This is a genomic window from Phaeovulum molybdatiresistens (assembly GCF_023544865.1).
Classification (GTDB): domain Bacteria; phylum Pseudomonadota; class Alphaproteobacteria; order Rhodobacterales; family Rhodobacteraceae; genus Pontitalea.
In genome coordinates, this window is sequence record NZ_JAMJFX010000006.1 from 24943 (window position 1) to 39180 (window position 14238).

Below are 14238 nucleotides of genomic sequence, written 5' to 3' on the forward strand. Positions count from 1 at the left end.
AACAAAGGAATCAAGATCACACACACAGGGAGTGACACATGAAAAAATCGATCTTTGCCGCCGGCCTTCTGGCCGCCACCGCCGCCGCGATGCCCGCGCAGGCCGACAAGCTGGACGACATCATTTCATCGGGCACGCTGCGCTGCGCGGTTGTGCTGGATTTCCCGCCGATGGGGTCGCGCGATGCCAGCAACAACCCGATCGGCTTTGACGTCGATTACTGCAACGATCTGGCCGCCGCCCTTGGCGTCAAGGCCGAAATCGTGGAAACCACCTTCCCCGAACGCATCCCGGCGCTGATGTCGGGCCAGGTCGATGTGGCCGTCGCGTCCACCTCGGACACGCTGGAACGGGCCAAGACCGTGGGCTTCACCATTCCCTACTACGCCTTCGAAAACGCCGTCGTGGCGAATGAAAAGGCCGACATGGCCGATTGGGAAGGCATGAAGGGCAAGACCGTGGGCGCCACCGCCGGCACCTATGAGGCGATCTGGCTGGAAGAGCGGGTGAAGGAATGGGGCGAAGGCCAGTTCCGCCCGTATCAGAACCAGGCCGACGTGTTCCTGGCGCTGAGCCAGGGCCAGCTGGATGCCACCGTCTCGACCGTCGAGGTGGCCGAGGCCAATGTCGCATCGGGCAACTTCCCCGGCATCAAGATCGTCGACAAGGCGCCGATGGTTCCGGACTATGTGGCGCTGATCACGCTGCGCGAGGAATATGGCCTGATCAACTACATGAACCTGTTCATCAACCAGCAGGTTCGCACCGGCCGCTATGCCGAGCTTTACAAGAAATGGGTCGGCGAGGGTGAACCCGCCAACCTGACGATCCAGGGCGTCTACCGCTGATACCAACGCCTTGATGCGATGCGGGGGGTGCCCCCCGCGTCGCCGCTGCGGTCCCAGACACGAGGCGGCCCATGTTCAATTATAATTTTCGCTGGAACCAGGCGCTGAATTCGCTTCCACAAATGCTGGAAGGCGCGCTTGTCACCATGGAGATCGCGATCCTGTCGATGGTCATCGGCATTTCCATCGCGGTCGCGCTGACGGTGTTCCGGCTGTCTGGCAACCGTATGTTGAAAGCCGTTGCCACCACCTGGGTGGAAATCGCCCGCAACACCCCCGCGCTGTTTCAGATCTATATGGTGCATTTCGGGCTGGGCAGTTTCGGCATCCATCTGTCCCCCTACATGTCGCTGCTGGTGGGTATCGCCTTCAACAATGCAGGCTACCTGTCCGAGAATTTCCGCGGCGCGCTGAAGGCGATCCCCGATACCCAGACCCGCGCCGCCCGGTCCTTGGGCATGAGCGCGGGCCAGGCCTTTACCAGCGTGGTCATGCCGCAGATGTTCCGGATTTCTTTCCTGCCGATGACCAACCAGATGGTCTGGGCGATCCTGATGACCTCGCTTGGGGCGGTGGTGGCGATGAACACCGATCTTTACGGCGTCACCAGTGACCTGAACGCGCGCAGCTTCCGCACGTTCGAACTCTTCGCCATTGCCGCGGTGATCTTCTACCTGATCACCAAGGCCATCACCCTTTCGGCCCGCCTGCTTGCGGCCCGGCTGTTCCGTTACTGACGGGGGCGCGCGATGTTTGATACCGCACTGACCGCCAATGACCTGATGTTCCTGGCCAAGGGCGCCGGGATGACGCTGATCGTCACCGCGATCTCGGTGGTCTTCGGCACGATCCTGGGCATCATCTTTGGCGTGATCCGCTATCAGGTGGGGCCGTGGTGGGCCGCGCCGCTGACCTTCGTGCTGGATATCTTCCGGTCGATCCCGTTGCTGATCCAGCTGGTTCTGGCCAATGCCTTCGTCACGATGGTCCTGGGCATCCGGATCTCGGGCTTTGCCGTCGCCTGCGGGGTGCTGTCGCTCTATACCGCCGCCTATTGCGCCGAAATCGTGCGTGGCGGGATCGAGGCCGTGCCCCAGACCCTGCGCCGCGCCGCGCGTTCGCTGGGCATGACCTGGGGCCAGGACATGCGCAACATCGTGCTGCCGCTGGCCACCCGTGTGGCGCTGCCGTCCTGGATCGGGCTGGCGCTTGGCGTGATGAAGGATTCCGCGCTGGTCTATATCGTTCAGGTCGTCGAGCTGCTGAAATCCACCCAGATCCTGATCACCCGCCTGCAAGAACCGCTGTTCCTGCTGCTGATCTGCGGTCTGTTCTACTTCCTCATCTCCTTCCCGGTCGCCCGGTTCGGCGGCTATCTCGAAAAACGGTGGTCCAATGATTGAGATCGAGAATGTCCGCAAATCCTTTGGCTCGCTCGAGGTTCTCAAGGGTATCAACCTGACCGTCCAGAAGGGCGAGGTGCTGACCGTCATCGGCGGGTCGGGGTCGGGCAAATCGACGCTGCTGACCTGCATCAACGGGCTGGAACCCATCGATTCCGGGCGCATCCTGGTGGACGGGGTCGAGGTCCATGCCAAGACCACCGACCTGAACAAGCTGCGCCGCAAGATCGGCATCGTGTTTCAGCAATGGAACGCCTTTCCGCATCTGACCGTGCTGGAAAACGTGATGCTGGCCCAGGTCAAGGTTCTGAAGCGGTCCAAGGCCGAGGCCGAGGCCGAGGCGGTGCGCCAGCTGAACCACGTGGGTCTGGGCGACAAGCTGAAGGTCTATCCCGGGCGTCTGTCGGGTGGCCAGCAGCAGCGCATGGCGATTGCCCGCGCGCTGGCCATGTCGCCCGATTACATGCTGTTCGATGAGGTCACATCGGCGCTTGACCCCCAGCTGGTGGGCGAGGTTCTGGATACGCTGCGGATGCTGGCCTCGGAAGGCATGACGATGATCTGCGTCACACATGAAATGAAATTCGCGCGCGAAGTGTCCGACCGGGTGGCGTTCTTCCACAAGGGCGTGATGGCCGAAATCGCCCCGCCCGAGGATCTTTTCGGCGCGCCGAAAGACCCCGAGCTGCAAAAATTCTTGGCCGCCACGCATTGAGGGCATGATGAAAACCCAACCCGATGTGATCGTGATCGGCGCCGGTGTGGTGGGCCTGTCTGCCGCGCTGGCGCTGCAGGCGCGCGGCCTTGGCGTGACGGTGCTGGACCGCGAAGGCCCCGCCGCGGGCGCCTCGGCCGGCAATGCGGGGGCCTTTGCCTTCACCGACATCCTGCCGCTGGCCTCGCCCGGCATTTTGCGCAAGGCGCCGAAATGGTTGCTGGACCCGCTTGGCCCGCTGAGCGTGCCGCCAGCCTATGCGCTGCGGATCGCGCCGTGGATGTTTCGGTTCTGGCGCGCCTGTTCGCCCGCGCGCGTGGCCCAATCCACCATCGCCCAGACCGCGCTGATGGATCTGTCCAAAGCCGAGCTGGAGCCCTTTCTGGCCGCCACCGGCACCCTGCCGATGCTGCGCAAGGAAGGCAATCTGCAGGTCTATGAATCCGATGCCGAATTTCGCGCCGCGCTGCCCGGCTGGCAGGCGCGCACCGATCACGGGATTGAGTTTCAGCACATGTCGCCTGCGGAAATGGCGGACCTGCAGCCCGGCCTGTCCCCGCGTTTCATCCGCGGCACCTTCACCCCGGGCTGGTATTCGATCGCCGACCCCAAGCTTTACACGCTGGCGCTGGCCGATCGGTTCCGCGCACAAGGCGGCGAGATCGCCCGGGCCGAGGCCACGGCGCTGACCCCCGATGCCCAAGGCGTCACGCTGGCGCTGGCGGGTGGGGAAACGCGCCGCGCGGGCCATGTGGTTGTGGCCGCGGGGGCGCATTCGCACCTTCTGGCCCGCGGCCTTGGCGACCGCATCCCGCTGGAAACCGAACGCGGCTATAACACCACGCTGCCCGAAGATGCCTTTGACCTGCGCACGCAGATCACCTTTGGTGGGCATGGCTTCGTGGTCACACGCCTGTCCACCGGCATCCGCGTCGGCGGGGCGGTCGAACTGGGCGGTCTGACCCTGCCGCCGAATTTCCGCCGGTCCGAGGCGATGCTGAAGAAGGCCCAGGCTTTCCTGCCGGGGCTGAAGCCCACGGGCGGGGTGCAATGGATGGGATTTCGCCCGTCGCTGCCCGACAGCCTGCCCGCCATCGGCACCGCCCGCGCCACACCGCGCGTGACCTATGCCTTCGGCCATGGCCATCTGGGCCTGACGCAATCGGCCGGCACCGCGCGGCTGGTCGCCGATCTGGTGACGGGGGCTGCCCCCGCCATCGACCTGACCCCCTTCTCGCCCCAACGTTTCTGAGGACTTCATGGCCAGCCACACCTTTTCGTGCATTGACGGGCATACCTGCGGCAACCCCGTCCGGCTGGTCGCGGGCGGCGGTCCCCGGCTGCAGGGCGCCGACATGCTGGAACGGCGTGCCCATTTCCTGCGCGACTTCGACTGGATCCGCACCGGGCTGATGTTCGAACCCCGCGGCCATGACATGATGTCGGGCTCGATCCTTTACCCGCCCACCCGCGCCGATTGTGATGTGGCGGTGCTGTTCATCGAAACCTCGGGCTGTTTGCCGATGTGCGGGCATGGCACCATCGGCACCATCACCATGGGCATTGAAAACGGCCTGATCACGCCGCGCGAACCGGGCCGCCTGTCGATCGAGGCACCCGCCGGCAAGGTCGATATCGAATACCGCCAGGAAGGCCGGTTCGTCGAAGAGGTGCGGCTGACCAACGTCCCCTCGTTCCTTTACGCCGAGGGGCTGACCGCCGAGGTCGAGGGCCTGGGCGAGATCGTGGTGGATGTCGCCTATGGCGGCAATTTCTATGCCATTGTCGAGCCGCAGAAGAACTTCCGCGACATGGCCGATTTCACCGCGGGCGAGCTGATCGGCTTTTCCCCCAAACTGCGCGCGGCGCTGAACGCGAAATACGAATTCATCCACCCCGAACACCCCGCGATCAACGGGCTTAGCCATATCCAGTGGACAGGCGCCCCCACGGTCCCGGGCGCGCATGCGCGCAATGCGGTGTTTTACGGCGACAAGGCGATTGACCGATCGCCCTGCGGCACCGGCACCTCGGCGCGGATGGCGCAGCTGGCGGCCAAGGGCAAGTTGGCGGTTGGCGATGAATTCTGGCACGAATCCATCATCGGCTCGATCTTCAAGGGCCGGGTCGAGGGCGCGGCCGATGTGGCCGGGCGCGCGGCCATCATCCCGTCAATCGCGGGCTGGGCGCGGATGACCGGCTACAACACCATCTTCATCGACGACCGCGACCCCTTTGCGCATGGGTTCGTGGTCACATGACGGGCCGGGCGCAAGCGATCCTGCCGGGCACGGCCGAAGGCGCGGTTCTTGCCTGTGCCGAACCGCTCAGCTTCTGGGGCGGGGTTGATCCGGCCACGGGGCGGGTGATCGACGTGCATCACCCGCTGGCGGGGCAAAGCCTTGCGAGGCGCATTCTGGTGATGCCGGGCACACGCGGGTCCTGCACCGGATCGGGGGTGTTGCTGGACATGGTGCTAAACGGCCATGCGCCCGCGGCACTGGTCTTTGCCGAACCCGAGGATGTCGTGACCCTGGGCGCGATGATCGGGGCCGAGATGTTCGGCAAGCCCCTGCCGGTGCTACGGTTGACGCCCGATGCCTTTGCCGCGCTGGCACAGGCGCAATCCGCCCGCATCACCGAGACCGCAATCACCGCCGATGGCCTGACAATCCCGGTCCCCCCCCCCGCCACCGCCGCGCTGGATCTGACCGACCACGACCGCGCGATGCTGGAGGGCGCCGAGGGCGAGGCCACCGCCCAAGCCATGCGCATCCTGTGCGCGATGGCCGCCAATCAGGGGGCTGCACGGCTGATCGATGTGACGCAGGGGCATATCGACGGCTGTATCTATGCCAGCCCCGCGAACCTGACATTCGCGCAGAAAATGGCGGATATGGGCGCGCGCGTCCGCATCCCCACCACGATGAACGCGATTTCGGTCGATCATGCCAACTGGCGCTCGCAGGGTGTGCCGCCCGCCTTTGGCGGCCCCGCGCAACGGCTGGCGGATGCCTATGTCCGCATGGGCTGTCAACCGACCTTCACCTGTTCGCCCTATCTGCTGGACAGCGCGCCGCAGCAGGGTGAGGCGATTGCCTGGGCGGAATCGAACGCGGTCATCTATGCCAACAGCGTGCTGGGCGCGCGCACCGCCAAGCATCCGGATTTCCTGGACCTGTGCATCGCCATCACCGGGCGCGCGCCTTTGGCCGGGGTCTATCTGGATGAACATCGCCAGGCGCGCCGGATCATTGACGTCGATCTGCCCGCAGGGATTGACGATGCCTTCTGGCCGCTGATCGGATGGCTGGCCGGCCGGGCCGCGCCCGACCGCATCCCGGTGCTGCGCGGTCTGGCCGCCGCAAACCCCGGCCCCGAGGCGCTTAAGGCGCTGTGCGCGGCCTTTGGCACCACCTCGGCCGCGCCGATGCTGCATGTCGAAGGCATCACCCCCGAGGCCGATCGCATCGCCCCCGATGCTGACCACGCGCGGATCACACGCGCCGATATGGCGGCGGGCTGGCGCACCCTGAACGATGGTCCCGAGACGGTTGAACTGGTCGCGATCGGCAGCCCCCATGCCTCGATCCGGGAATGCCGGGCGCTGGCCGATGCGCTGGCCGGGCGGCATGTGACGGTGGCCACCATCGTCACCGCCGGGCGCGCGGTGATCGACCAAGCCCGCGCCGATGGCACGCTGGCAAGGCTGCACGATGCCGGGGTGCAGGTGCTGCCCGATCTATGCTGGTGTTCCATATCCGAGCCGGTCTTTCCCCCCGGCACCCGCGCGCTGATGACCAATTCGGGCAAATATGCCCATTACGGCCCCGGCCTGTCGGGGCGCGCGGTGCGCTTTGGCGGCCTTTCGGCCTGTGCCGAGGCGGCCGTGACCGGCCGAGCCCCGCAGACCCTTCCCCCCTGGCTTGCCTGAGGTTGCGATGCGTTCAACCAAGACCATCCATGTGATTTCCGCCCATGCCGAGGGCGAGGTCGGCGATGTCATCGTCGGCGGCGTCACCCCGCCACCGGGCGACACGCTTTGGGACCAGTCACGCTGGATCGCGCGCGATCGGCGGCTGCGCAATTTCGTGCTGAACGAACCGCGCGGCGGCGTTTTTCGTCACGTGAACCTGCTGGTGCCGCCAAAGCATCCCCAGGCCGACGCCGCCTTCATCATCATGGAACCCGAAGATACCCCGCCGATGTCAGGGTCGAATTCGATCTGCGTGGCGACCGTTCTGCTGGACAGCGGCATCCTGCCGATGACCGAGCCCGAGACGCTGATCACGCTGGAGGCCCCCGGCGGGCTGGTGCGGGTGCGCGCCGAATGCCGCAATGGCAAGGCCGAGCGGATCTTTGTGCAGAACCTGCCCAGCTTTGCCGCGCAGCTGGATGCAACGCTTGAGGTGCCGGGTCTGGGCACATTGCGGGTCGATACCGCCTATGGCGGCGACAGTTTCGTTTTCGTCGATGCGCAAGCGCTGGGGTTCGCCCTGACCGCGGATGAGGCGCATGACATTGCCAAGCTGGGCGTCAAGATCACCAATGCCGCAACCGAGCAGCTGGGCTTTCACCATCCCGAAAACCCCGACTGGCGGCATTTTTCCTTTTGCCTTTTCGCCGGGCCGGTCAGCCGGCAGGGGAACGAATTGCGCACCGGTGCCGCGGTGGCGATCCAGCCCGGCAAGGTCGACCGTTCGCCCACGGGCACGGCGCTGTCGGCGCGCATGGCGGTGCTGCATGCGCGCGGCCAGATGGGGCCGCAGGATCGGCTGACCGCCGTCTCGCTGATCGGGTCGACCTTCGCGGGGCGCATCCTGGGCACAACGATGGTGGGCGACCGCCCCGCGATCCTGCCCGAGATTTCCGGCCGCGGCTGGATCACCGGCATCCATCAGAACATGCTCGACCCGTCGGACCCCTGGCCCGAAGGCTATCGGCTGACCGACACCTGGGGCGCGCGCTGACCACGCCTTGCCCCCCGCTTGCGGCGATGCCGGGTCAGCCGGTCGGCGCGATGTTGATGAACATCCGCAGGATCTGCATCATGATCGGCACCAGCACGATCACAAGGTTGACCGGGAACAGGAAGCCCGCCAGCGGCAGAAGCATCTTGACCGGCAGGGCATTGGCCAGTTCCTCGGCCCGGATCAGGCGCAGTTCACGCATTTCCTGGCCAAAGACGCGCAGGGTCTTGACGATGCTGGCGCCCAGTTCCTGCGACTGGCGGAACATCGTGGACAGGGTGCGCGCCTCTTCGACACCGACGCGGGTGGAAAAGTTGTTCAACGCCTCATGCAGGGGGCGGCCGGCGCGGACCTCTAGGCTGATGATCGACAGGTGAAAGCCGAAGGCGGGCTTGGTGCGCATGAATTCGCGCGCCACCCGGTCGATGGCCGCCTCGATGCTAAGCCCCGCATCGACGCAAACGATCAGAAGATCCATGAAATCGGGGAACAGGCGCCGGAATTCGACCTGGCGGCGCGCGGCCAGACGGTCAAGGACCGCGTTGACCAAGATGAAGGCGATCCCGGCCACCAGCATCGAAAACATGCCCAGAAGCAGCGGCGCAACCGTAGGCGCCACCCCCAGCAGCACAAACCATGTCGAGACAAAGCTGGCTGCGGTGACCAGCAGCCGGATGATGTTATAGACCCGCCGCGCATTGCGGCCCAGAAAGCCCGCCCGGATCAGCCGCATGTCAAGGCTTTCGGGGTCGTTCTTTCGGATGACCTCATAATAATGGCCGATGAACGGGTTTTCATTGGCGAAGGCGGCATCGATCCGGCTGTCCTCGCGATCCGCGATATCGGACGCCCGTTCCAGATTGCGCGCGATCTGGCGCGATCGGCCAAGCCCGGACAGGATCGTGAAGCTGAGCAACAGGACCGAGACGAAGATCGCCACCAGGATCAGGATATCGGTGATCGGCTGCATGGGCGCTCCGGTTCAGAAGTCGAATTTGACAAGGCGATACAGGATGGCGACTCCAATCGACATCCAGACAAGAACGCCCACAACGACCACAGTGCCGTTGCCGCTTTCCCAGACCGGGTCGAAATAGCTGGGCACCAAGCCCCGGATCATGAAGAACAAAAGGAACGGGAAGGCCGCCATGATCACGGCGGTAATGCGGCCCTCGGCCGAGATTGCCTTGATCTTGGCGCGCAGAATGCCGCGGTCGCGGACCATCTTGGACAGGTTGCCAAGGATCTCGGACAGGCTGCCCCCGGTGCCGCGCTGCACGCTGATCGTGACCGCCAGCAGGTTCAGTTCCTCGGCGCCGACGCGCTCCACCATGCTCATCATGGCGGCATCCAGTTCAGCGCCAAAGGTCAGCTGATCGCTGAGAATGCCGAATTCGCTGCCGATCGGGTCGGGCATCTCACGCGAGACCAGCGCAATCGCGGTGCCGATCGGATGGCCCGCATTCAGCGACCGCACGATGATGTCGACCGCAGGCGGGATCTGCACGACAAAGCGCGCGATGCGGCGCGCGCGCAGCCGCAGCAGGATCAGCACGATCATCGCAGCGGCCAGAAAGGCCCCCAGCAGGATCTGGGCAATGACCCCCGGGATCAGGAGGAACGACAGCATCCAGGACAGGGTGAAAATGCCGATCACATAGGCAAGCCGGCGTTCCTGCGTCAGGTGCAGGCCGGATTGGCGATAGATGCGGATGAACCAGTCGATGGAATCATAGCCGCTGTCGCCGCCCCCCGCCCAGCGGTCCTTGAGCAGCTTGTTATAGGCAACGCTTTGATCGGCGCCGTCGCGCAGCCGCACAAGTCGTTCATTGATTTCCTTGGTGCGCCGCCGCCCCGCCAGCACCATGCGCAGGGTCGCGTCGACCAGCAGAAGCACCGCGCCAAAGACCAGACCGTAGAACAGGACCAGATTCATCGCGCGCCCTTACAGCTTATAGGTCGGGTCAAAGATCTTCATGTCGATCTTCAGCCCGATGGTGGCAACATCCTGCAGGAAGCGTGGCCGGATGCCGGTTGCGCGGAATTCGCCGATCACGCGGCCATCTTCTTCCACGCCCAGACGATTGAATTTCACGATCTCTTGCAGCTGGATCACCTCGCCCTCCATCCCGGTCAGTTCCGCGATCGAGGTGACCCGCCGTGTCCCGTCGCGCATCCGCGACAGCTGTACGATCAGATGGATGGCCGAGGCGATCTGCGACCGGATCGACAGCTGCGACATCGGCATCCCCGCCATGCCCACCATCTGTTCCATCCGCGATAGCGCATCGCGCGGGTTGTTCGCGTGGATCGTGGTCATCGACCCTTCGTGGCCCGTGTTCATCGCCTGCAGCATGTCAAAGGCTTCGCCGCCGCGGACCTCGCCTACGATGATCCGGTCGGGACGCATCCGCAGCGCGTTCTTGACCAGATCGCGCTGGGTGATCTCATTGCGGCCTTCCAGCGTGGGGGGGCGCGTTTCCAGGCGCACCACATGGGGCTGCTGCAGCTGCAGTTCGGCGGCATCCTCGATCGTGACCAGACGTTCTTCATGCGGGATGAAGGATGACAGCGCGTTCAGCATCGTCGTCTTGCCCGAGCCGGTGCCCCCCGACACGACGATGGAAACCTTGCCCTCGACCGCCATCGCCAGAAGCTGTGCCATCCCTTGCGGCAAGGCACCATTGGCCACCAGCGTCGACAGTTGAAACGGCCGCTTTGAAAACTTGCGGATCGACACCTGCGGCCCATCCACCGCCACCGGGCGGATCGCGGCGTTCACCCGTGACCCATCGGGCAGACGCGCATCGACCAGGGGCGAGGATTCATCGACCCTTCGTCCGACGGCGGCCACGATCTTGTTGATGATGCGCAAAAGATGCGCCTCATCCTTGAAGCGCACGCCGGTCTTTTCCAGCTTGCCGCGCCGTTCGATGTAAACGGTCTGCGGGCCGACCACCAGCACGTCGGAAATCGTATCATCCTTCAGCAGCGGTTCGATCGGGCCAAGGCCCAGCATCTCATCGGCGATATCGGCCAGCAGATCTTCCAGTTCCCGCGCATTCAGCGGCAGGCTTTGCATCCTGGCATAATCGCGCACCAAGGGGCGCAATTCATTCAGGATTTCGCCATCCCCCATGGCATCAAGAACCGAAAGGTTGATCTTGTCCAGCAGGTAGCGGTGCAGATTGACCCGTTCGGCAACCATGTCCGGCATCCCGGCATCAACAACCTCGGCCGGTTTTGGCGGCATGGGGCGGGCAAGATCGACCGTTTCCGCCGCGCCGGGCGCGGGCGGTGCGGGCTTGTCGCTCGTGCGGAAAAATCGGCCGACCATCTGCTTCCCCCTAATTCCTTACGATGACCTTGGTTCCCACTGCGACCTTGCCGAACAGTTCGATGACATCGGCATTGGACAGGCGGAAACAGCCCGAGGTTTCGAAATTGCCCACGGATGGGGCATTGTTGGTGCCGTGAATGCGATAAAGCGTGTCGCCACCCGCGCGATACAGATACAGCGCCCGCGCGCCCAGCGGGTTATAGGGCCCGGGCGGCACATAGCCCGGCAACGACGGGTCACGCTTGCGCATTTCGGCCGGGGGGCGCCATTCGGGCCATTCCGCCTTGCGCCCGACATAGGTTTCCCCGGTCCAGGTGAACCCGTCGCGCCCGACGCTGATGTCATAGCGCGCCGCCTTGCCCTTGCCCAACACCACATGCAGGCTGCGCGCGGAGTTGGAAATGATGATTGTGCCCGGCTTTTCACGGCTGTCGAGATCGACGATCTGCCGCGTCACCTGGCCATGATCACGCGGCACCGACTTCAGCGGCCGCGGTTCCGCAAGCACAGGCGCCGCGGCGATGGCAAGGCCCGCGATCAGGAAAAACCGGCGGCGAAGGGCGCGGGCGGGCATCATTTCACCTCGACCCGTTCGGCCAGAAGCGTCGCTTGCGCGAACTTGCGCAGCGCCTTGACGAATTTACCGCTGGAATTCACCTCGCTGGGCAGAATGCCCCGGTCCATCGCATCGGCCAGATCCGCCTCATCCTCGGGCAGGAAATGAAAGGGCGTTTCGCCGAACAGCGCCTTCAGCTTGGCGGTCTTGAATCGACCGCCACCGAACAGCGTGCTTTTTTGCTTGTTCAGCAGGATGTTGATCTGCTTGTCGGCCGCCGGCGTGCCGTTCAGCGACTTCAGGATTTCCAGCGTCTGGTTGATCGAGGGCAAGGTGATATCCGACACGATCGTGACCGAATTCACCGCCGCCAAAACATCCTGGCGCCAGTCGGTTTCGTAATAGGGAATGTCCAGCACGGTATGGCTGTGCTGAAAGCTGACCGCATCCAGCAAGCGCAGGACAAGTTCATAACAGTTCAGATGCGTGACCGTGTCGCGGTTGCGGAAGGAATAGACGTAAAAGCCGGCCGGATGGCGCTGTTCCAGCAGCCGCACGAATTCCGCATCGATCCGCGAGGGCTGCGAAAGGGCGCTTTCCAGCGCAAAGTTCGACCGCAGGTTCAGGTAATAGCCACAGGATCCGGTCGAAAAATCCAGATCGAACAGGGCGACCAATTGGTCCTGGCGGGCGGTCTTCTGGGCCAGGATATCGGCCAGCGAAATCGCAACCGAGGTCGCGCCCGCCCCGCCCACCGCCGAGATCACGGCGTGAACCCGGTTCTGGGTCTGCTTGTTCTGGCGCACGCCCACCTGCAGCGCGGTCAGCAATTCTTCGGGGTGCAGGGGGTGGCGCAGCCAGTCGCTGACCTTCAGCTTCAGAAGTTTACGGACCTGTTCGTCATTCAGCGCCTCGGACACGACGACAACAGGAACCGGTTCGAAATTCGACCGCACGGCGGCGATCTGTTCCAGCTGTTCTTCGCCGATCTGCCCGAAGTCAAAGACGATCACTGCCGGCGTGGCAATGCCGCCGGGCTTGCGCAGGGCATCGACCGGGGCCAGACGCGCGGCGAAGTTCGGCAACCGGTCCACCATCCGGGCAATTTCCTGCGCGGTGCTTTCCCCGGAATCCACCACAAGGACGACATTCTTGCGCGAATTCCGAGGCATCTGCGACAGATCGGTTTCGATTGCGTTCATCTGCTTATCGCCCACTATTCAAATCTTCACCCGTCACAGTCACGGGATTGGCTGGCACCTCGATCCCCGGATTGTCGCCCCACCGCAGAAGCGCACCGAGCAGCGGCAGGTCAAAGTAAAGGCCATCCGTTTCGACGGTGACGGTAACAACCGGGCCGTCGGGGCGGCCAACATAGCCAAGACCCGTGCGGGTATAGGTGACGACGACATTGTCGGCCCGGATCCGGGGGTTGAACGCTTGCATCCGCGTGATCAGCCGGTCCATGTGATCCGGTCCGGGCCTACAGGGCTCGGCCCCTGCGCCGCAACTAAACGATGTGAAATCGCCTTCCGGCACCGGATCGCCGGGCTCGGACCCGCTGGGATAAACATTAAGGTCCGCGAAATCCGGGTGGATCGGGTCCGACACCGCCAGAAATCTTGCCCCCAGCTGCATCGCCTTGGCGGTTTGGTTCCACTGAAAGATGACAAAGCCGAATTCAACAAAGGCCGCGATCATCAACAGCATGATCGGCAAGGTCAGCAGCGCCTCGGTCAGGCTGAGGCCACGTTCATCCCGGCGAAAGCGTCGCAGCACCCCTACCATCCGATGTACCTTTCGGTATGGGTGTAGGTGATCGTCAAAGGAGAGATTTTGATTTCTCGCTCTTCCTGGCCAGCGAGCGACCGATATTTGTTTGCGATCGCTTCACCAATATTCAACAGGGGTGAATCCCTGTAAGAAAACTTTCCTTCGACCTCGATCGCGGCCTCGGCCGAAACACGCTCACGTTCGTCAAGCACCCATGGGTCTTCCAACAGCTTGACGGTCGACGCCTCAATGTATCGTATGACAAGCTCTTCGGACGGGTTCCGTCCCCACCCACGCACACGGGGCGGATCATCTGGACCCGGATTTGGCTTCCCATAGAACGCAATATCTCGCGCTATATTGATGCGACAAGTCGCCATAAACTCAAGGGTTACAGGCCTGCACCTCGACATATATCGCGCTGCATCTCTTACGCCAGTCTGAAACAACTGGCGTTGCCAGAACATATTCCCGGTTTCCAAGACTGCGATCGTGAACAATGTCACCACCGGCACCGCGATCAATGTTTCGACCAGCACCGAGCCGTCGCGATCAGACGCGAACCCCCGCAGCATATGTCGAAACCGTCGCAGCACTGCGCACAACCCCAATGTGGCGGGACCGCGCCCGCCT

General features: G+C 63.9%; 15 protein-coding genes. 8 read left to right on the forward strand and 7 right to left on the reverse strand.

The annotated features are described in order from the left end of the window. The first annotated feature begins 38 nt into the window (after window positions 1-38). The 8 genes from MXB90_RS06125 (at window position 39) to MXB90_RS06160 (ending at window position 7936) form a co-directional block, all read left to right on the forward strand. Entirely contained in the window at window positions 39-848 is an 810-nt protein-coding gene (locus MXB90_RS06125) for an ABC transporter substrate-binding protein (protein WP_250042419.1), read from the forward strand. A gap of 71 nt (window positions 849-919) precedes the next feature. Then, complete coding sequence (locus tag MXB90_RS06130; RefSeq protein ID WP_250042421.1) at window positions 920-1585, forward strand: amino acid ABC transporter permease; 666 nt, start codon at window positions 920-922, stop codon at window positions 1583-1585. Window positions 1586-1597: 12 nt separating this feature from the next. Further along, entirely contained in the window at window positions 1598-2251 is a 654-nt protein-coding gene (locus MXB90_RS06135) for an amino acid ABC transporter permease (protein ID WP_250042431.1), read from the forward strand. Next, entirely contained in the window at window positions 2244-2966 is a 723-nt protein-coding gene (locus MXB90_RS06140) for an amino acid ABC transporter ATP-binding protein (protein ID WP_250042433.1), read from the forward strand. The genes MXB90_RS06135 and MXB90_RS06140 overlap by 8 nt, the downstream gene beginning before the upstream one ends. 4 nt (window positions 2967-2970) lie before the next feature. Next, on the forward strand, window positions 2971-4218 hold the full coding sequence (locus MXB90_RS06145) for an NAD(P)/FAD-dependent oxidoreductase (protein ID WP_250042435.1): 1248 nt from the start codon (window positions 2971-2973) through the stop codon (window positions 4216-4218). A gap of 7 nt (window positions 4219-4225) precedes the next feature. Beyond that, window positions 4226-5227: a 4-hydroxyproline epimerase gene (locus MXB90_RS06150; RefSeq protein ID WP_250042437.1), complete on the forward strand. Its 1002-nt coding sequence runs from the start codon at window positions 4226-4228 to the stop codon at window positions 5225-5227. After that, window positions 5224-6900 carry a cis-3-hydroxy-L-proline dehydratase gene (gene lhpI, locus MXB90_RS06155; protein ID WP_250042440.1) on the forward strand — a complete coding sequence of 559 codons (1677 nt, stop codon included), beginning with the start codon at window positions 5224-5226 and terminating at the stop codon, window positions 6898-6900. Before MXB90_RS06150 ends, lhpI begins: the two co-directional genes overlap by 4 nt. A 7-nt stretch (window positions 6901-6907) precedes the next feature. Then, a complete protein-coding gene (locus MXB90_RS06160) occupies window positions 6908-7936 on the forward strand; it encodes a trans-3-hydroxy-L-proline dehydratase (RefSeq protein ID WP_250042442.1) in 1029 nt (342 codons plus the stop codon). A gap of 34 nt (window positions 7937-7970) precedes the next feature. Here MXB90_RS06160 and MXB90_RS06165 read toward each other — a convergent pair whose 3' ends face one another. Genes MXB90_RS06165 through MXB90_RS06195 form a run of 7 tightly spaced genes read right to left on the reverse strand, consistent with a single transcriptional unit; the run spans window position 7971 to window position 14180 of the window. Further along, a complete protein-coding gene (locus MXB90_RS06165) occupies window positions 7971-8906 on the reverse strand; it encodes a type II secretion system F family protein (protein ID WP_250042444.1) in 936 nt (311 codons plus the stop codon). A gap of 12 nt (window positions 8907-8918) precedes the next feature. Beyond that, window positions 8919-9872 carry a type II secretion system F family protein gene (locus MXB90_RS06170; protein ID WP_250042446.1) on the reverse strand — a complete coding sequence of 318 codons (954 nt, stop codon included), beginning with the start codon at window positions 9870-9872 and terminating at the stop codon, window positions 8919-8921. Window positions 9873-9881: 9 nt separating this feature from the next. Continuing rightward, window positions 9882-11273, reverse strand: coding sequence for a CpaF family protein (locus MXB90_RS06175; RefSeq protein ID WP_250042456.1), 1392 nt, complete (start codon window positions 11271-11273; stop codon window positions 9882-9884). A 10-nt stretch (window positions 11274-11283) separates the two neighbouring features. Continuing rightward, on the reverse strand, window positions 11284-11850 hold the full coding sequence (locus MXB90_RS06180) for a L,D-transpeptidase (RefSeq protein ID WP_250042458.1): 567 nt from the start codon (window positions 11848-11850) through the stop codon (window positions 11284-11286). Then, window positions 11850-13034, reverse strand: coding sequence for a P-loop NTPase family protein (locus MXB90_RS06185; RefSeq protein ID WP_250042460.1), 1185 nt, complete (start codon window positions 13032-13034; stop codon window positions 11850-11852). Before MXB90_RS06185 ends, MXB90_RS06180 begins: the two co-directional genes overlap by 1 nt. Before the next feature lie 4 nt (window positions 13035-13038). Next, window positions 13039-13620, reverse strand: coding sequence for a TadE/TadG family type IV pilus assembly protein (locus MXB90_RS06190; RefSeq protein WP_250042462.1), 582 nt, complete (start codon window positions 13618-13620; stop codon window positions 13039-13041). Further along, a complete protein-coding gene (locus tag MXB90_RS06195) occupies window positions 13614-14180 on the reverse strand; it encodes a TadE/TadG family type IV pilus assembly protein (protein WP_250042464.1) in 567 nt (188 codons plus the stop codon). Before MXB90_RS06195 ends, MXB90_RS06190 begins: the two co-directional genes overlap by 7 nt. Window positions 14181-14238: the final 58 nt, after the last annotated feature.